The 18,018-nt window shown below is 61.8% G+C and carries 22 protein-coding genes and 1 tRNA gene; 19 read left to right on the top strand and 4 right to left on the bottom strand.

Features of this window, described 5'->3' with window-relative positions; genetic code table 11:
* Window positions 1–21: 21 nt before the first annotated feature.
* Both dctP and H1S03_RS08165 read right to left on the bottom strand, forming a co-directional pair.
* Entirely contained in the window at window positions 22–993 is a 972-nt protein-coding gene (gene dctP, locus H1S03_RS08170) for a TRAP transporter substrate-binding protein DctP (RefSeq protein WP_185803984.1), read from the bottom strand.
* A gap of 70 nt (window positions 994–1,063) precedes the next feature.
* Entirely contained in the window at window positions 1,064–2,065 is a 1,002-nt protein-coding gene (locus tag H1S03_RS08165; protein WP_221892637.1) for a dihydrodipicolinate synthase family protein, read from the bottom strand.
* A 156-nt stretch (window positions 2,066–2,221) separates the two neighbouring features.
* Here H1S03_RS08165 and H1S03_RS08160 point away from each other — a divergent pair, with 156 nt between their 5' ends.
* From H1S03_RS08160 to H1S03_RS08090, 15 genes are all read left to right on the top strand, one after another.
* On the top strand, window positions 2,222–2,986 hold the full coding sequence (locus H1S03_RS08160; protein ID WP_185803982.1) for an AraC family transcriptional regulator: 765 nt from the start codon (window positions 2,222–2,224) through the stop codon (window positions 2,984–2,986).
* A gap of 397 nt (window positions 2,987–3,383) precedes the next feature.
* The gene (locus H1S03_RS08155) at window positions 3,384–4,667 is read left to right on the top strand and encodes a tyrosine-type recombinase/integrase (protein WP_185803981.1); all 1,284 of its coding nucleotides are present in this window, start codon (window positions 3,384–3,386) and stop codon (window positions 4,665–4,667) included.
* Entirely contained in the window at window positions 4,664–5,362 is a 699-nt protein-coding gene (locus H1S03_RS08150; RefSeq protein ID WP_185803980.1) for a hypothetical protein, read from the top strand. The genes H1S03_RS08155 and H1S03_RS08150 overlap by 4 nt, the downstream gene beginning before the upstream one ends.
* A 95-nt stretch (window positions 5,363–5,457) precedes the next feature.
* The gene (locus H1S03_RS08145) at window positions 5,458–5,646 is read left to right on the top strand and encodes a helix-turn-helix transcriptional regulator (RefSeq protein ID WP_185803979.1); all 189 of its coding nucleotides are present in this window, start codon (window positions 5,458–5,460) and stop codon (window positions 5,644–5,646) included.
* 145 nt (window positions 5,647–5,791) lie between these two features.
* Window positions 5,792–6,013 carry a hypothetical protein gene (locus tag H1S03_RS08140; protein ID WP_185803978.1) on the top strand — a complete coding sequence of 74 codons (222 nt, stop codon included), beginning with the start codon at window positions 5,792–5,794 and terminating at the stop codon, window positions 6,011–6,013.
* The gene (locus tag H1S03_RS08135; RefSeq protein ID WP_185803977.1) at window positions 6,010–6,810 is read left to right on the top strand and encodes a bifunctional DNA primase/polymerase; all 801 of its coding nucleotides are present in this window, start codon (window positions 6,010–6,012) and stop codon (window positions 6,808–6,810) included. Before H1S03_RS08140 ends, H1S03_RS08135 begins: the two co-directional genes overlap by 4 nt.
* Entirely contained in the window at window positions 6,807–7,238 is a 432-nt protein-coding gene (locus H1S03_RS17650; RefSeq protein ID WP_185803976.1) for an AAA family ATPase, read from the top strand. The genes H1S03_RS08135 and H1S03_RS17650 overlap by 4 nt, the downstream gene beginning before the upstream one ends.
* Window positions 7,208–7,873: an AAA family ATPase gene (locus H1S03_RS08125; RefSeq protein WP_221892636.1), complete on the top strand. Its 666-nt coding sequence runs from the start codon at window positions 7,208–7,210 to the stop codon at window positions 7,871–7,873. Before H1S03_RS17650 ends, H1S03_RS08125 begins: the two co-directional genes overlap by 31 nt.
* Before the next feature lie 203 nt (window positions 7,874–8,076).
* Window positions 8,077–9,594: a terminase large subunit domain-containing protein gene (locus tag H1S03_RS08120; protein ID WP_185803974.1), complete on the top strand. Its 1,518-nt coding sequence runs from the start codon at window positions 8,077–8,079 to the stop codon at window positions 9,592–9,594.
* Window positions 9,585–9,944, top strand: a complete 360-nt coding sequence (locus H1S03_RS08115) for a hypothetical protein (protein ID WP_185803973.1) — start codon at window positions 9,585–9,587, stop codon at window positions 9,942–9,944. The genes H1S03_RS08120 and H1S03_RS08115 overlap by 10 nt, the downstream gene beginning before the upstream one ends.
* A gap of 64 nt (window positions 9,945–10,008) precedes the next feature.
* Entirely contained in the window at window positions 10,009–10,266 is a 258-nt protein-coding gene (locus tag H1S03_RS08110) for an HNH endonuclease (protein WP_185804038.1), read from the top strand.
* A gap of 5 nt (window positions 10,267–10,271) precedes the next feature.
* Complete coding sequence (locus H1S03_RS08105; RefSeq protein ID WP_185803972.1) at window positions 10,272–11,525, top strand: phage major capsid protein; 1,254 nt, start codon at window positions 10,272–10,274, stop codon at window positions 11,523–11,525.
* Window positions 11,525–12,070: an HK97 family phage prohead protease gene (locus H1S03_RS08100; protein WP_185803971.1), complete on the top strand. Its 546-nt coding sequence runs from the start codon at window positions 11,525–11,527 to the stop codon at window positions 12,068–12,070. Before H1S03_RS08105 ends, H1S03_RS08100 begins: the two co-directional genes overlap by 1 nt.
* A 2-nt stretch (window positions 12,071–12,072) precedes the next feature.
* Window positions 12,073–12,615, top strand: coding sequence for a hypothetical protein (locus tag H1S03_RS08095; protein WP_185803970.1), 543 nt, complete (start codon window positions 12,073–12,075; stop codon window positions 12,613–12,615).
* A complete protein-coding gene (locus H1S03_RS08090) occupies window positions 12,612–13,661 on the top strand; it encodes a phage portal family protein (protein ID WP_185803969.1) in 1,050 nt (349 codons plus the stop codon). Before H1S03_RS08095 ends, H1S03_RS08090 begins: the two co-directional genes overlap by 4 nt.
* 18 nt (window positions 13,662–13,679) lie before the next feature.
* Here H1S03_RS08090 and H1S03_RS08085 read toward each other — a convergent pair whose 3' ends face one another.
* Together H1S03_RS08085 and H1S03_RS08080 are read right to left on the bottom strand one after the other, a co-directional pair.
* Window positions 13,680–13,913 (bottom strand): hypothetical protein, encoded by a 234-nt coding sequence (locus tag H1S03_RS08085; RefSeq protein WP_185803968.1) that lies wholly within the window; start codon window positions 13,911–13,913, stop codon window positions 13,680–13,682.
* Window positions 13,914–14,065: 152 nt separating this feature from the next.
* Window positions 14,066–14,155 (bottom strand) — tRNA-Ser (locus H1S03_RS08080).
* Window positions 14,156–14,426: 271 nt separating this feature from the next.
* On the opposite strand from H1S03_RS08080, the gene H1S03_RS08075 reads away from it, so the two are divergent.
* Genes H1S03_RS08075 through H1S03_RS08060 form a run of 4 tightly spaced genes read left to right on the top strand, consistent with a single transcriptional unit; the run spans window position 14,427 to window position 18,018 of the window.
* Window positions 14,427–15,140 carry an SPOR domain-containing protein gene (locus tag H1S03_RS08075; RefSeq protein WP_185803967.1) on the top strand — a complete coding sequence of 238 codons (714 nt, stop codon included), beginning with the start codon at window positions 14,427–14,429 and terminating at the stop codon, window positions 15,138–15,140.
* A 25-nt stretch (window positions 15,141–15,165) separates the two neighbouring features.
* The gene (locus tag H1S03_RS08070; protein ID WP_185803966.1) at window positions 15,166–16,311 is read left to right on the top strand and encodes a D-alanyl-D-alanine carboxypeptidase family protein; all 1,146 of its coding nucleotides are present in this window, start codon (window positions 15,166–15,168) and stop codon (window positions 16,309–16,311) included.
* 7 nt (window positions 16,312–16,318) lie between these two features.
* A complete protein-coding gene (gene tmk / locus H1S03_RS08065) occupies window positions 16,319–16,927 on the top strand; it encodes a dTMP kinase (RefSeq protein WP_185803965.1) in 609 nt (202 codons plus the stop codon).
* On the top strand, window positions 16,924–18,018 hold the full coding sequence (locus H1S03_RS08060; protein ID WP_185803964.1) for a DNA polymerase III subunit delta': 1,095 nt from the start codon (window positions 16,924–16,926) through the stop codon (window positions 18,016–18,018). The genes tmk and H1S03_RS08060 overlap by 4 nt, the downstream gene beginning before the upstream one ends.

The raw sequence follows: 18,018 nt of genomic DNA, 5'->3' as shown, positions 1-18,018 counted from the left end.
GACGCGGCCACGTGCGGAAGCTCATTGCTGGGTAATGAACGCTCGCAACTCGTCGGCGACCGTGGCGTTGATCTTGCGGGCTTCTTCCCATCCCACACGACGTGCCGTCTCACTCCAGATCTCCGCTTGGTCGGGCGGCAGCACAATGGTCTCGATGCCGGCTTCCGTCTGCCGCGCGATTTCCTGCGCGTCATTCTCGGCGACAAGGTAGTTCCCGCGTTCGAGTTCGAGCATCATTTCGTTGAGCATCGCCTGCTGGTCTTCAGACATGCTTTCCCAGAGATCGAGATTCATAACGACGTGGCCGTTGCCGGTAAAGAACCCGGGCTCGACCCGGTAATCCGTCACCTGATCCCAGCTATAGTCGAAGATGCCCTCGGAGACCCAGCCGTAGCCGTCCACCACGCCGCGTTCCATGAGCGTATAGACTTCGGGCACGGGCGCAGAGTGGGTCGAGGCCCCCAGGGCAGAGAAGAACGCCTGGTAGGCCGTCGACACACGGATGTCGATCCCGCTGAGATCAGCCGAATCGATCGGCTTGTTCAGGTAGAGATAGTAGGGCGACATGTCGTAGGTGCGACCCAGATAGTGCAGGCCCTTTTCGGCATGCAGCTTCTGAATGTACTCGTAACCGCCATTCTGGCGAAGCTCCGCGATGTCGACCTCCGACAGCTTGAAGAAGTCGGCCTCGGGCAGAACGTTGGTGTACCAGCCGCCGGTGATATAGGCCATACCGTAGACCCCGCCCTGCACTTTCTTGACGATCTGCAGCGGACTGCCGATGGCCGGCGAACCGCCCAGGAAATCGATTCTCACATCGCCCTCGCCGCGCTCGTTCACCTGATCGATGAATGTCTCGTAGCGCTCCGAAAGGCTTGACCCGGCCTGCCAGCCACTCACCGCTCGGATGGTTACGTCTTCGGCCAGTGCCGGAAGCGCCAGCGCCATAAGCGACAGGGCCGCGGCGGTATTTATAGTCAGAACCTTCAACATGGTCTTTTCCTCCCTTTGGTGGGTTTTGGTGCCCGGCGCTTACGGCCGGTTCACCAAGTCTTTCTGTTGTTTACAGGTCAAACGCGCCCTGCTTGACCTCGTCCGAGACGGCCACCCACCTGCGCGCGGCTTCCACGGTGCCTTCAAGGTAGGCTTTCGGCATCAGATCGAACGGGGGGCGTGTTGGGCCCGCGTTGATATATCCGGCTGCGTTGAAACGTTCCTTCTCCAACGGGATATTGTACTTGGAAAACTCGCGGAAGTCGCCGTTCGGAAAGAAGGTCTCGTAGCTCCAGGTGATCCGATCGGTGAGTTTCTGCGCCATTTCGGCCTTATCGTCGGCGATCAGGTCCCTCAGTTTCGTGCAGGGCAGCATGCCGCAGCTTGCAGACCCGGCCCAGGCGGCCACGGAGACATCGGCGTCGATTTCCCGGGCTTTCAGCCAGTCGCGTTCCAGCGGAAGCAGCCGGATCCGGCCCTTCACGGCTTCCAGGCTGCGCGCGTAGATGTCGTCCACACCAATGGTCTTGGCGGCGATCATCTGAGGGATCTCGGCAAGCTCGGCCCAGGTCTCGGGAGTGATCCGCCCCTTGAAGGCTTCGGGGTTGTCGTAGACCACAATACCCAGTTCCGGCACTGCTGAAGACACGTCGCGATAATATTGCACGATCGCCTCGGGCGCCAATTGGCACCACATCGGGCGTCCCAGCATGGTTCCCTGGGCGCCAAGATCGCGTACGAATTTCATCCGCTCGATGGTCTCGCGGGTGCTCTGCATCGTCGTCCCGATGCAGACCGGAACGCGTCCGGCCGCTTCATCGACCACCGCCGTCACGTAGACTTTCCATTCTTCGGGGGTGAGCGTGGCTTCTTCACCGAAGGTGCCGTTGGTGAGGATGGCGTCCACGCCGTCCTCGATGATCTGGCTAACTGCGCGGCGGGTTTCTTCGACATTGATGGCAACACCGTCATACAGCGGGTCGGCCGCCTCGGGCGTGCTGCACGAGGGGATGATTCCCCAGATTCCTGTCACGTCCTCAACCGTAAGTCGGCATCCGTTAGCGTTTGGCATTGCTTCTCTCCCAATAGTGCAAAAACACTGGCCGTGCGTGTCCTCCGGCATTTGAGGCACGGCCATTACATAGTGGTAATCTAGGGAAGACGCAGAAGGTGGCGCTACCGGGTAATTGGACATAGAATAACGCGATTCGGACAAAAGGCTGACCGCATGCAAGTTCTTCCCCCGCACAACTACGACAATCCCGGACCGTTGATCTCCTTCATCGTGCGCCAGTGCGAGGAACTCACGCTGGTGCCGCGCCACAGCCACATGCACCCCCAGCTGCTCTACACCACGACCGGATTTCTTCAGGTGCACACCGACGGCGGTGATTGGGTGGTGCCGAACGGCCAGGCCTTCTGGCTGCCCGCCGGCGTGCCGCACGACGTCAAGAGCAACGGCATCGTGACCATGCACAGCCTTTTCTTCAACACCGTCGGCGGTGCCGAGTTCCTTGACATCTGCAGCGTGGTCACGATTTCCCCATTGCTGAGGGAGCTGATCCTGTATGCCACGCGATCGCTCGACACGCTGAATCCCGCTGCGTCAGAACGACTGATCTCGGTCATTCTGGACCAGGTCAATCATTTGCCTGCCGAGCCCCTTTTCTTGCCGGTGGCAAACGATTCTCGCCTTAAACCCATTATCGACAGGCTTCTGGACGATCCGTCCGATTCACAGTCGCTTGACGCATGGGCCGACGAAGTGGGCAGCTGCTCGCGCACCCTGTCGCGGCTCTTTGTCACGCAAACCGGCTTGAGCTTTGGCAGCTGGCGCGAACGGGCGCGGGTGATGGCGGCGCTGAAAGGGTTGTCGGAAGGTCGCAGCGTGACCGAAATGGCCTACGAACTGGGCTACCGGTCGCAAAGCGCCTTTATCAGCATGTTCAAACGGACAACCGGGCGCACGCCGGGGAAATTTTTCACACGCTGACGAAGGACGTATTGTACGAGGCGACTGGACCGGAAGGCCACGAACATTTCGGTGCTGGCCACCATCGGCGTGTGCCGCGACGGACAGAAGGTTCTGTTATCCATCAGAAACATGGGCGGGGACTGCTTCCGGCCCTCCCGGCACATGGGCCGGTGAATAGCCCCGCCCGCATAACCCCTGAATATAAAGGAAAAATCCGGCCAAAGCCGGATCGGGAGAACGGTTTCTCAAGGGCAAGTGGCGGAGGCGGTGGCGGCCAATCTGCCGTAACGCCCCGTAACGTGCTGCACCATATTACTATGAAATTAAGGGGTTTTCTGACTTTCCCTGTAACGTCCTGTTGCGTCCCGTCTATCCCAATGCTATTTCTTATGGCGGGTAGGATGATGGGAATGATATGCCACGAAAAGCAAAAGAGTTGTCGGCGGTCGAGGTGAAGCGGCTGCAACATTCCGGCAAAGGTGGCAATCAAACGGTTGCGGTCGGCGGTGTTGATGGCCTGTTGCTGCAAATGACGCCAGTGAACGGACGGTCATGGCTGTTGCGTTGCAAGATCGGTGACAAGCGGCGGCACATCGGCCTAGGCGGCTATCCTGACGTGACGTTGGCGCAAGCCCGTGATCGGGCGCGGGATGCGCGAGAAATGATCTGGCAAGGCATTGATCCGGTAGAACACCGCAAGGCGAACCGCGCGGCGCTGGTCACGGCGCAGCGTCGCGGCCTGTCCTTCGATGATGCGATGGAACGCTATCTTGAGGGCAAGTTGCAAGAATTTGATAACGACAAACACCGCAAGCAATGGCGGGCCACGCTGGACAAGTATGCGGTCCCAACTTTGGGCAAGATGCTGGTCGCGGATATTGACGTGTCCGACATCAAGCGAACGCTAGAACCTATCTGGGCCACAAAAACCGAAACCGCGTCACGTCTGCGCGGACGTATCGAGGCAGTGATGGCGTGGGCTACGGTTGCGGGGCATCGGTCGGGTGACAATCCGGCGCGGTGGAAAGGCAATCTTGATGCGATCCTGCCCAAGCCGTCCAAGCTGGCAAAGGTGGTGCATCATCCGGCCTTGCCGATGGATGAGGCGGCAAGTTGGTTTTCCGATGTGCAGGGCCGTGGCGGGTTCGCCACGCGGGCGCTTCAATTTATGGCGATGGTCGCGGCACGATCCGGCGAGGTGCGCGGTGCTGTTTGGTCTGAAATGGACTTAGACAAAGCTGTCTGGACGATACCGTCTGAGCGCATGAAAGCACGGGCCGAACACCGCGTCCCTTTGACCAAAGAAACCGTTGATCTGTTGAAAGGTCTGGATCGGCTTGCGGGGTCTGAGTTTGTATTCCCTGCACCTCGCGGCGGTGAATTGTCCGACGCGGCGCTGTCGGCCTGTATGAAGCGGATACACGCGGCCAAGCCTGACAAGTATCTGGACCGCCAGTCAGGGCGTCCAGCGGTCCCGCATGGCTTGCGCAGCACGTTTAGGGATTGGGTGGCTGAGCGCACCGAATACCCCCGTGATATGGCAGAGATTGCGTTAGCGCATACTGTCGGTTCCGAGGTTGAGCGGGCCTATCGTCGCGGCGATATGGTAGAGAAACGGCGCGCAATGATGGCCGCTTGGGGGCGGTTCTTGCGTGGTGAAACAGGCGCAAAGGTTGTGCAGATTGGGGCAGCGGTATGAACGAAGAAGATCAAGTTGCGAAGCTATTCGACAAGTCACTTGTGGATGGGGTCAAGAAGGCAATGGAGGTCCATTTGAGCCAATCGGATGATGATCCACATCGGTTAGCTGGTGTCTTGATGGATCGTGCATTTTTGCAGGAATGGGCTGTTTACGATCAACCAAAAGACCTAGAAGCACTTAGTAGGCTGGATGCTGCTGTTTCTGAAATTGAACGGCTCTACTATTTTGGACTGACCCAAGCTGCTAGCGACAATCTGGGCGCAAGGATGGTGCATGGTCCGCATTATGATGGACTCATGCAGTGTGAAATAACCCTGCTTGATAGCGATGCTGGGCGGGATTTGTTGGCCTATCATTCCGAAACAGGCCAGCAAGTGACCTCAGCGCTTTCTAGCGTAGAAGAATTTTCAGCGGCAATTAGGGACGCGATTGCAAAAACCAAAGACGACATCATGGTATCGGAACGAGCGCGAAAATCCACCGCACGAATAAACCTTGTAGGCATCCAGCTTGTAGAAGCCGCACGATTTGTCTGGGAATTGTCTGGGGACAACAAGGCACCTACCAAAGACTTGAATACAGCGTCCGCGTTTGGTGCGTTTCTTGCTGACGTATTCGAGGCTTGTGAGGTGCAAGGCGACGTTCGGTCTGCTTTCCGGGCATGGGCTAAGGAAAGTGCGGTTGCTGATTAGTCCCTAGTTTAGCCTAAACTATCGCACGAGGTATGTGCGACTTATCTGAAATTGTGGGAATATTGGGAAGCATCTTGTAACAACGAGGTGCTTCAATGCCTGATACATATCTTGCCGATACGACCCTTGCCGAACGCTACGGCATCGCTCGGAACACTGTCTGGCGCTGGCATCGGGAACGTCCCGATTTTCCCCGCGCTGTCAAACTTTCTCCTAACTGCACACGCTGGAAACTGAGCGAAATCACCGCATGGGAAGCCTCAAAAGCCGAGGTGGCAGCGTGATCCAGAAACCGAACAAAACCGCAAATGAAAGCCCCGGCGCGACGGCAATCGCAACCGGGGCTAAAGACGTTGTGGAAGGCGTCTGTTCGGGGGTGGAGTGTACCGCACTTTTCCCGATCTTGGCAATGCATTGGGGGGCGCTGGTATGAGCAACGTCACCCAACTGCCCACGGCGGTAACGTCCTACTACACGGTCAACAAGCGCGGCTCTTGGTTCAATGTCGTGCTGGTCACGCCCATTGTGGGCATGAAGCCGATCAAGACGGCGCTCTATGGCTTTAGCGACAAACAAACCGCGATTGACCACGGTCGGAAAACGGCTGCGCGGATGCAACGCCCCTTCAAGATGCGTGGGGGTGCAGCATGACCCGTATCCCGTTCAATATCTTTCCGGTGGGGCCTGACAAAGCGCCGCTGGTGGCGGGATGGCAAAGCAAAGCCACCCGCGATGGCTTCACCATTGCACAATGGGAAGCCCACGGCGCTGTCGCGTGGGGTATCCCGTGCGGCGCTGTCAACAATCTGTTCGTGATCGACCTGGATGTGGACAAGGCCACGGGCGAACCGATGGGCGAGGCCAGCTTGAAGGCTCTGCCCCGCTATGCGGGCCTACTGGATCACGCGAACGTCTACACGCCCTCAGGCGGGCGGCACATCTATTGCCAGCACTTCAATGGTGCGCGCAACACGGCGAACAAGATCGGCCCCAAGATCGACACGCGCGGGCAAGGCGGCTACGTGGTCGCGCCCGGTTCGTTTGTTGAGGGTGGGTCGTATCTCGGCCACTTCCCCGATGTGTTGCCTGCGGTTCCTATGGGGTTGCGGGCGATCCTGCTTCACACACCACTTGCACCAACTCGCACCTTTGACCGCCTGACCCCCACGGGCGAGGTGGAGGAACTGCTGACCCACATCCCGGCGGATATGCCCTACGGCGATTGGGTGGCCGTGCTGATGGCCTTGCACGACCGCTTCAACGGCTCTGCTGAAGGTTTCGCGCTGGCGGATCGGTGGAGCGCGACCGGATCGAAATACCGCAAGGGCGAGGTTGCCGCCAAGTGGCGCAGCTTCAAGCGCAGCGGCGTGTCTTGGGCGACTATCCCGGCGCTGGCCCGTCAAAATGGTGCTGACCTCTCTGACATTGCGCGGAGGTGGGCAGCATGACCGTGATTAACCTCAACATGAACGCTTCCCGCGCGTCCGAAATCGAAACCCGCCTTGTGAGCCTGTCCGCTATCGAGGCGGTGTTGACCAGCAACTACATGGTCAAAGGGTGGCTGGATCGAAACTGCCTTTCGATGCTCTACGGCCCGTCCAACGCGGGCAAGACGTTCGTGGCGTTGGACATTGCCATGCACATCGCGGCGGGCCAGCCGTGGCGCGGCCTACGGGTCAATGGCGGGCCTGTCCTCTACATCGCGGCTGAGGGCGGCGCGGGCATCCGCAACCGCCTTGCGGCGATCAAGCGTGACCGCCCCGAACTGGCGGCGGCACCCTCACCCTGTTGCCTGTTGGGCTGGACCTGCACGGCCAAGGCGATGCTATGGCCGTCTGCGAGATCATGCCGGACGCTGACCCGGCGCTTGTGGTGATCGACACCTTGGCCCGGTCGATGGGCGCGGGCGATGAGAACACGGCCAAGGATGCGGCCATGTTCGTCCGCAACTGCGACCTGATCCGCGAGGCGACCGGCGCGCACGTCATGGTCATTCACCACACCGGCAAGGATGAGGACCGGGGCGCGCGTGGATCGTCTGCCCTACGGGCGGCGGTGGATAATGAGATACAGGTTACAGCCGATTGGGAAATCATATCCCGCAAACAGCGCGATCAAGAACCGCCTGAGCCGCTGCATTTCAAGCTGCGCTCTGTGGTGCTGGGCTGCGATGAAGATGGCGACCCCGTGACAAGCGCGGTGGTGGACGTAGCCGAACCGCCCAAGCCCGAACGCAAGCCGCTCAAGGGCAAGAATGAGGTGGCCATGCAGGCGCTCTATGACGCCCTGCGCGACCACGGCGAGACGCGCACGGGCAACCTGTATCCGTCCAACCGCAAGGTGGTGAGCGTCGATCATTGGCGCGAGGCATGTGCCACTCATGGCCTGACCACTGGCGCAACTGATGCAGCGGCCCGGATGGCCTTCAAACGGGCCAAGGACAAGCTGATGGACATGGATGAGGTGCGCGAGTTTGGCGACCACGTTTGGAGGGTTCAAGATGATGATTGAGCGTAACGAACGTAACAACCGCGAACTGTGCGTCACATGTTCCGACCCCTCTGAGCGTAACGAACGTAACACAACACTAGGAAGTGTTACGGTTGTTCGCTGGGGCGCGTGGCAGGCTGAAATGGTCCCAATGCCCCGTTTTCTGAGTGGGCCTGTAACCGGCGGCATGACTTTTCTTTCGACACACACGGGAGGGCTGGCCGATGGCTAAGACTTCCACGCTGGTTAAGAGGTTCTGCAAATCGCTCAAGGTTCCGACCGGGCGACTGGCCGGAAACGGGATCAAGCTGGCCCCGTATCAGAGCCAATTTATCGAGGGCGCTTTCGGCGCGGACGTGAACGTGGGCGTTCTGAGTGTCGGGCGCGGCAACGGCAAGTCTGCGTTGTCTGCTATGCTCTGCGCGGGCGAACTGCTGGGCGCTTGGTCTGACGCGGCTGAGCGGGAAATTATCATCGCGGCCCGGACCCAAGAGCAAGCCAAGATTGCGTGGAACTACACCGCGTCATTCATCGGAACCCTGCCTGAGGAAATCCAAGCCAACATCACGATCCGGCGGCAACCCCGGTTTGAAATCCAGTATGACGACCACAACGGCCCGCACATTCTCAAGGCAATCTCTGCGGATGGTAAAAGCGCGCTCGGCTCAAGCCCCACGCTCTGCGTCCTAGATGAGCGCGGCCACTGGCCCTTGGCGGCGGGTGACGAACTTGAGGCGGCATTGCTGACGGGTTTGGCCAAGCGTGACGGCAAGGCTCTGATTATCAGCACCTCGGCCAGCAATGACATGCACCCGTTTTCGCTCTGGCTGGATCGGGATGCACCGGGCGTTTATCGCCAAGAACACCGGCCCACACCGGGCTTGCCTGTCGATGATGTGGAAAGCCTGAAAATCGCTAACCCCGGTTCCAAGTATGGGATCGGCCCCACGCTGACGCGGCTGAAACAGGACGCGGCGCTGGCGATGGAACGGGGCGGCTCTGCGTTGTCGCGGTTCCGCCTGCTGACCCGCAACGAACGGGTGGCTGAGGACAACCGGGACGCGCTGCTGACGCTGGACGAATGGCTGGCCTGCGAAACCGACGATCTGCCCCCGCGCCAAGGTCAGGTGGTGATCGGGCTGGATCAAGGGCAATCGGCGTCCATGACGGCGGCGGCGTTCCTGTGGCCTGAGACGGGGCGACTTGAGGCGTTCGGCGCGTTCGGGACTCAACCGACCCTTGAGGCCCGTGGGCAGGCTGACGCGGTGGGTGATCTGTATTCGATCATGCACAAGCGCGGTGATCTGCTGCTGATGGGCGACCGCACGGTGCCGCTTGCGCAATTCCTGCGGGCGATGCTGGGCAAGGTGGAAGGCGAGAACATCGCGGCCATTGTCTGCGACCGCTTCAAGCAAAGCGAGATTGCGGACGGGCTGGACGCTATCGGCAACCGCGCCCCAGTGATCTGGCGGGGTATGGGGTTCCGCGACGGGGGCGAGGATGTGGAGCGGTTCCGCCGCACCGTATTCGACGGGAAAGTGGCCACCTCGGCCAACTACCTGCTGCGTCACGCAATGGCTGAGGCGGCGGTGCAAATCGACCCGGCGGGCAATTCCAAAATCACAAAGGGGCGCAGCATGGGCCGGATCGACGCGGCATGTGCTGCGGTTCTGGCCGTTGCTGAGGGCGCTCGGATCATGGGCCGACCGGCCCGCAAAGCGGGGAGGCTGGCATGGGGCTGACTGAAACGGCAACGCGACTAATCGTAAAATATGGACAAGCGGCTGAGGTGCTGCGACCCGGTGAAGGCACATATGACGAATACGGTGGATACACCCCCGGCCCGGACACGGCACACCCCTGCACAGCCATGGTGGCGACCTTCACTGTGAACGAGGAATTTATTGCCGCTGGCCTGCTGGACGTGGGCGATCTGCGAGTGCTGGTGGCTGTCGATGGGCTGACGATCCAGCCTGAGATGACCGACAAGCTGCGGATCGGCACGACCCCGCTCGGCATCGTCCGCGTGGTTCCCCACGCCCCCGGCGGCACCCTCTATTTCTGGGAGGTGCAAGCCCGTGACCTCGTTTAAGCGCAAGGAACATATCCGCCATTCACGGGCGGTCACACGCGGCCCCCGGTGGCGCGCTCTGCGGATGCAGGCGCTAGACCGGGATGGCTGGGCCTGCGTCCAGTGCGGCACCCACAAAAGGCTTGAGTGCGACCACGTTCTGCCCGTCAGGACGCACCCCGAACTCGCCTACACCCTGAGCAATTTACAGATTTTGTGCGGTGCCTGTCACACGCGCAAAACCCGAATTGAGGTTGGGCATAAGCCCCTGACCCCAAAGCGCCAGCAATGGCGTGACCTGCTGCGAGACATGCAGCGCAACCCTGTCGAGCACAAAGGATAATCACCATGCTGACATCGAAAAAACTGGAACTGCGCCGGTCTGAAATCCGGCAATCTCTGGCCGAACTGGCAAACATCGAAAACCCGTCTGAGGACGAGGTGCGCAAGATGGGCGATCTGGATACGGAATACCGTGCCAAGGAAACCCAATATCGCGCGGCCCTTGTCTCTGAGGACGACGAACGCCGGGAGGCCGGTGCCGAACTGGAAACCCGTTCTGAAAAGGAATGGGCCGAAATGGCGTCCGGGTTCGAGGTGCGCCAAGTCGCCTTGGCTCTGGACGAAGGCCGCAAGCTGGACGGTGCGACCGCCGAAATGGTGGAGGAACTGCGCAGCGCGGGCGGATTCCAAGGTATCCCGGTTCCGCTTGAGGCTCTGGAAACCCGTGCCGGTGAAACGCTGGCGGGCGGTGTGCCTGACCCGATCCGCACCATGCCGACGATTGACCGTCTGTTTGCCGGTTCCTCGGCAACTCAGATGGGCGCGCGGATGATCAACGTGGGTGTGGGGGAAATCGAATACCCCGTTGCCACGGGTGGCGCGCAACCGGGCTGGGCCGGGTCTGAAACTGGCGACGTGCCGGGGCCTCAGGCTTATACCACGGTTGACCGCCCGATGAAGCCGGATAACACGTTGGGCGTTCAGATGAAGATCACCCGCAAGGCGTTGAAGCAAGCGGGCGCGGGCCTTGAGCAAGCGGTGCGGCGCGACATGAGCGCGGCAATCCAGCAAGAGACGGATCGGGCCATTTTCCTTGGGGCGGGTTCCGGTGGTGAGCCGCTGGGCATCTTTCCCGGCGCGTCCACCTACGGCATCACCGAAACGGCGGTTGATGCGGCGGCGTCCTATGCGGCGTTCCGGGCGGCGGCGGTGCGGTTCATGACGGCGAACGCGGCCAACAGCCTTAGCGCGGTCAACCTGCTGCTGCGCCCTGAGGTGTTCGACGGCATGGACGAACTCATTTCCGGGCTGGCAATCTCGGAATGGGATCGGCTGGTTGCCAAGATGGGCAAGGTGGTGCTGACCACGAACGGCATCACAGCCCCGGCTGGTGGACCCCCTGTCGAGTCCAAGGCGCTGCTGACCACGACCACGAACGGCGTGGCCCCAGTGTTCTGCGGTATGTGGGGCGCGGTCGATCTGATCCGCGATCCGTATTCCGACGCCAAATCCGGGCAACTGCGCCTCACTGCACTGACGACCATGGATGTGACTGTGGCCCGTGGGGTGCAGCTCGAAATCCTGACCGGGGTGCAGTGATGCTTTGGGGCGGTTCGCTGGGGGGCCTTGAGGTTCGCCAAGAGGGCGAGGCGGTGCGCGTGGTGGGCCGCTTCCCCTATGACACCCGGACGGAACTTGCGCCGGGATACTTTGAGACAATCGCGCGGGGGGCCTTTGCGTCCCGCGTGAACTCTGACGACGATCTGCATTTTCTGAGCGGTCACGACTTCGAGAAACCGCTGGCCAGCCGGACGGCGGGAACGCTTGAGGTGCGCCAGGACGGTGACGCCCTGACCTTCCAGGCGACGGTTGCGGGCAACACGACATGGGCGCGCGACTTCCTAGCGGCCCATGATGCGGGCTTGATCCGGGGCCTTTCCCCCGGCTTTCGCGTGTCCAAGGGCGGCGAACGTGTCACCCGCGACGGTAACGTGGTGCATCGCAAGATCATCGACGCGGCACTGGTGGAAGTCTCTGCGGTCACACGCGGGGCCTATCCCTCGGCGCAAATCGAGGCGCGGAACTGGGAGGCCGGCCAACTTGCCCGCGCACCCGTTCCGGCCGCAATGCGGTGGAGGGCATGAGCATGACAGACCTATTGCAAGAGGCTGAGGCGACCCCCGCCAGCTATCCCGCCACCCCGTCCGGGCTTTCGACCCCGGCGGCGGCGCTGGACGCTGAAGTGATCTGGGAGCGGATCGAGGCATACACCCGGACCCGCTACACGGCCCGCGAGGTGGTGTGGACTGTCGAGGGTGGCGAGGGCGAGAACTGGACGCCCCCGCTGTCGCCTATCGCGTCTCACACCGCTGAGAAATGGGAAGGCGGCGCATGGGTATCAACGGCGCTACCTGACGGCCCCGTGGGGCTTTGTTTGCCGTCTGACGGCGTGTTCAAGGTCACAGCGCAAGTGGGTGCTAGCGACCCGCCCAAAGCCGTCTCTGAGGCGTTCCGGCGGCTGGCCGAATACATGGCCGACGACACCGACCGGGCGGGCGTGTCCAGCTACAGCGTCAACATGGGCGGCGCGATCCAAGAAAGCTATCAGCGCAGCGCGGCCCATGCGGCCCGTGCGCTTCAAAACAGCGGGGCGGCTGATCTGCTGCGCCCATATCGGAGGCAGAAATGATCTGGCCATTCAAACGCAAGACTGAGACGCGCGCGGCATCCTCGGCGGGATACTCGGCGCAGATGATCCAAGCCCGGACGGCCTACATCACCGGCACGGGCGGGCGGGCCGAACTGACGGCCACGGTTCAAGGAGCGGTCACGCTCTGGGAAAACGGACTGTCTGTTGCTGACGTGGACGGCACCGACCTGTTGACCAAGCGAACGCTGGCCATGGCGGGCCGGATGCTGGCCCTGCGGGGCGAGGCGCTTTTCTACATCACCGACGATATGCTTATCCCGGTGTCGGATTGGGATTTGTCCACCCGCCTGTCGCGGCCCACGGCCTACCGCCTGACATTGCCCGATGTGGGCGGCGGCAAGACCATGACGGCGCTGGCTGGCGAGGTGCTGCACTTTCGGATCGGCGCGGATGCAACGCAACCGTGGTATGGGACGGCCCCGCTCAAGCGGTCCAGTCTCTCGGCTGACCTGCTGGAAATCATCGAGCGGGCGCTTGTCGAGGTCTATGGGGACGCCCCGCTGGGATCGTCCATTGTGCCAATGCCTGAGACGCCGGAAACTGACCTTGCGGACATTGCGCGGGGCTTTCGTGGATCACGGGGCCGGGTGCTGGTACGGGAATCGGTGCAGGTTCAAGCGGCGGGCGGACCAGCCCCAGCGCAAGATTGGCGGGCAAACGATCTAACCCCCGACCTTTCCAAAGCGTTGCTGGACAAGACGCTAGACCAAGCCCGCGACCAGATTAACGCGGCCTATGGTATCCTGCCCGGTCTGAACAACAAAGCGACCACGGGGCCGATGGTCAGGGAGGCGCAACGCCACCTTGCAAGCTGGACCTTACAGCCAATGGCTGAGGGCATGGCAGAGGAAGCCACGGACAAACTGGGCAACGTGGTGACGCTGGACGTGATGCGGCCCCTACAGGCGTTTGACAGTGGTGGACGTGCAAGGACGGTCACGGCACTTGTGAAGGCGCTGGCAGAGGCCAAGGCGGCGGGCGTCGATCCGGCGATGGCGCTCAAGCTGGTGGATTGGAAAGAATAGAGTTTGGAGGCTGAGTTTTCAGTAAAGCGAATTCTCAGTCTCTTTGCCTAACTGCGTGGGTCGGTATCCGATGGCCCCGTGGTGACGCTTGCTCGGCCCGCTTTCAATAAGCCCCAATTCTATGAGGCTATCGAAAGTCACCTTTCCCATTCCACTGCCAAATGTTCCATCGGGCGCAAAGTCACCTTCTAAGAAGTCGCTTTCAAAAACGATACCCTTGAGGGCTTTCTGCTGACGAGTATTGAGTTTCATGGCTTGCCTAACGTAGTTTCGCGTTCAATCTACCGCCAACCAAATAAAAAAACTGCAAAAAATCATGCGTTTTGGGGTTGGCGGGTAGATGGGAGGGAGGCTCATCTGTGACACAATAATATTGATTAAAAACAATATCTTATAAATATTTATGGCGGAGGCGGTGGGATTCGAACCCACGGTACGCTTTCACGCACGCCGGTTTTCAAGACCGGTGCCTTAAACCGCTCGGCCACACCTCCAGCTAGGTTGGTCCTAGCGAAGTGAACGCATAACGTCCAGCACCAGACTTTCCTAGTGGATCGCCGTGGGGTAGAGTTTGCGCGGACGACGGTCCCGCAGAGGGTCGCGGTCACAGGCAAAGAGGCAGGCTCCATGGCGATAACGATGCGATACGTTCGTACAACCACAGCGATATGCGCGGTTTTGGCGGTCACGGCATGCGAGGTGCCTGAAGGGCCGCAAGGCACGCCACTCACTCAGAATATCGTCGATCGTGCTGTCGAGCCAGCCATGCAGGGCGACGGCGCCACCCCGCGACCGGATCTTTTCGCGCTGCGAACCTTGGCCGCTTGGGACGGGAGGCCCTCGCTCGGAGGGGCCTGGATCGCGCATCCTGATGTCGTGTCGGCGGAGCGGGCCAGCATCACGGAGATTTCCACAGGCCGCACGATCACCGCCGCGCTGTTCCGTCGTGATCCGTCGATCCCCGGTCCACCGTTTCAGTTGTCAGCGGACGCGGCGCAGCAGCTGGGCGTTACGCCCGGCGTTCCGGTGGAGGTAGAGGTCGTCGCCCTGCGCTTTGACGCGACTGCGCCGGCCCAGATCACCGCACAAGATGTGGTTGCAGACATTGCGGAGCCGATGCAGGCGACGATCATCGACATTCCCGACACGGCGCCCGATATTCCGGCCGATATGCCTGACGTCGAACCGGTCGCGCCGGTTGTTGCCGCGCCGCAACCGGCGACGGTTCCGCCCTCACCCCCCGCGCCCGGAACGGTGCCGGAGCGGCCCTACATGCAGGTCGGTACGTTCGGTGTCGCCTCAAACGCGACGGCTTTGGTGACGAAATTGCAAGCCGAAGGCCTGTCGGCGCGTACCGAACCTGCGGGCGCTCTGACCCGGGTTGTCGTCGGCCCGGCGCGCAGTGCCTCGGATCTGGCGGCGATCCGTGACAGGTTGCGGCAGATGGGGTTCGATGATGCCCTCGCCGTCGCCCTCTAAGATTTGAACCAGTGGAGTTTTTCCGATGATTTTGCGTATTTTCGCCGTGCTGGTGTTCGCATTCGCAGCGCCGATTTCAGCCCAGACGCTGGACACGTCCGCCACAGCCGCGCTCGTCGTTGACTACGACACCGGCGCTGTCCTGCTGGAGAAGAACGCGGACACGCCGATTCCCCCCGCCTCCATGTCGAAGCTGATGACGCTGAACATGCTGTTCGAGGCCATCGAGGAAGGGCGCGTCGATATGGACGATACGTTCCCGGTCAGCGCGAACGCCCATGGCTATCCCGGCTCGACCATGTTCCTTGAAACCCGGCACGACCCGACGGTGCGCGACCTGATCCGGGGCATCGTGGTGCTGTCCGGCAACGATGCCTGTATCGTGGTGGCGGAACATCTGGCCGGGTCCGAAGGCGCATTTGCCTCCCGCATGACGGAGCGGGCGCGCGAACTGGGGATGGATGGCTCGACCTTTGCCAACGCGACCGGCTGGCCGGCGGAATCGCACCGGATGAGCGCGCGTGACCTGGTCTTTCTGGCCCGCCGGATGATGGACGAATTCGGAGAGTACTATCCCTTCTTCGCGGAGCGGGAGTTCACCTGGAACGGCATCACCCAGCCAAACCGGAACCCGCTGCTGTACAGCTCCATCGCGGGGGATGGCCTGAAAACCGGGCATACCGAGGAAGCCGGTTACGGGCTGGTCGGCTCGGCGGTTCGCGACGGGCGTCGGATCATCTTCATGGTCACGGGTCTGGACAGCACCGAGACCCGCACGAACGAAAGCGAGCGGATCGCGGCCTGGGCCTTTCGCGAGTTCGAGAACGTCACCTTCTTCGACGGTGAGACGCCGGTCGCGCAGGCCGATGTCTGGCTGGGGGAGGACAAGCAGGTCGATCTGATCGCCGGTGAGGATATCGTCGCCACCCTACCGCGCGGACAGGCGGATGAGGCCACGGCTCGGGTCGTGTATGACGGCCCTGTCCCTGCTCCGATCCAGGCGGGCCAGCACATCGCGGATCTGCTGATCGAAACCCCCGGCGTCGGCACCATGACAATCCCCCTGCTCGCCCGCAGCGACGTCGCGGAGGGCGGGCCGATGACCCGTATCGTCTCCTCCACCGGGCTGCTGGCGTCGCGCGCGCTCGACAATCTGTTCGGATCGGATTGAGGGGGCGATGTTCATCACGTTCGAGGGCATAGACGGGTCTGGAAAATCGACGCAGGCGCGGATGCTGTGGGAACGGCTGGCCTCGACTGGACGCGACGTGGTGCTGACGCGTGAGCCGGGCGGCGCACCGGGGGCCGAGGATATCCGCAAGCTTCTGGTCGAGGGCGATCCGGGCCGCTGGTCGGCGGAGACGGAGATCCTGCTGTTCACTGCCGCCCGCCGGGACCATCTGGAGCGCACGATCCGCCCCGCGCTGGATCGCGGCGCGGTGGTTATCTCCGACCGTTTCGCGGACAGCACCCGTGTCTATCAGGGTGCGACGCGCGGCGACCTGCGCGATACCGTCGATGCCCTGCACGATCTGATGATCGGGGTCGAACCGGACATCACGTTGATCCTGGACACGGACCCCGATGCCGCACTGGCCCGCGGACTGGCGCGCAAATCCGGAGAGGACCGGTTCGAGGATATGGGGGCCCGTTTCCAGCACACCCTGCGAGAGGGGTTTTGTGCCTTGGCGCAGGACCAGCCGGAGCGTTGCATTCTGATAGACGGCGATCGCCCGGTCCAGATTGTCTCGGCAGATATCGCCCACCGTGTCGAGGCAAGGCTGTGAGCGACGACATACCAGAACCGGACCGCATCGCGGGTGCCCCCCATCCAAGGGAGACTGCCGCCCTGCACGGTCAAGACGCGGCGCAGGATGCGTTTCTCAGCGTGGCGCGGGGCGGCAGATTGCATCACGGCTGGATGCTGACCGGCCCGCGCGGCGTGGGCAAGGCGACATTGGCCTGGCGCATCGCGCGGTGGATGATCGCGGGTCAGCCCGAGGGCGATGCCGGGTTGTATATCGACCCTGACCAGCCCGCGTTCCGCAGGGTCGCCTCATTGGGGGAGCCGCGTGTGCTGCTGTGCCGCCGCCCCTGGGATGAAAAGACCAAGAAGCTCCGCAAACAGATCACCGTCGAGGAGGTTCGCAAGCTCAAGAGCTTTTTCAACATGAGCGCGGCCGATGGCGGCTGGCGGGTCGCGATCGTCGACGCGATGGACGATCTGAATATCCCCGCCCAGAACGCTCTGCTAAAAATACTGGAGGAACCGCCCGAGAAGGTCCTGTTCCTGATGGTCTGCCATCAGCCGGGCCGCCTGTTGCCGACCATACGGTCACGGTGTCGCGAATTGCGGCTGGGCGCGCTGGATGCCGCATCGCTGGGCAGTGCGATGATGGACGCGGGCTACGCGCCCGATGCGGATACGCAGGCGCTGACCAGCCTCAGCGGGGGCAGCGCGGGTGAGGCCGTGCGCCTGATCGCGGACGAAGGCCTGGTGCTTTACGGAAACCTGATCGCCATCCTTTCGGCGGCACCCCGCATGGACCGGATGCTGATGACCCGTGTGGCGGATGGATGCGCCGGGCGCGGTGCGGAGGAGCGATACGACCTGACCGTGCGCCTGATTGCCCTTCTGTTGAACCGACTGTCGCGAACCGGGGCCACCGGTCAGCCCCCCGTCGAGGCGGTGGAGGGTGAGGCCGCGACCCTGCGCAGGCTTGCCCCCACGCCCTTCGCCGCCCAGCAATGGGCCGAACTGGCCCAGACGACCAGCGCACGGATTGACCACGGACGGCTGGTCAACCTTGACCCTGCGCAAGTCATCCTCGATACCTTCCTTGCAATAGATGCGACCGCACGACGGCAAATTCAGTAG

It is taken from the genome of Pontivivens nitratireducens, from assembly GCF_014235845.1.
Lineage (GTDB): Bacteria > Pseudomonadota > Alphaproteobacteria > Rhodobacterales > Rhodobacteraceae > Pontivivens > Pontivivens nitratireducens.
The sequence above is the reverse complement of the archived record's forward strand: the minus strand, read 5'-3'. Positions and strand labels throughout refer to the sequence as shown.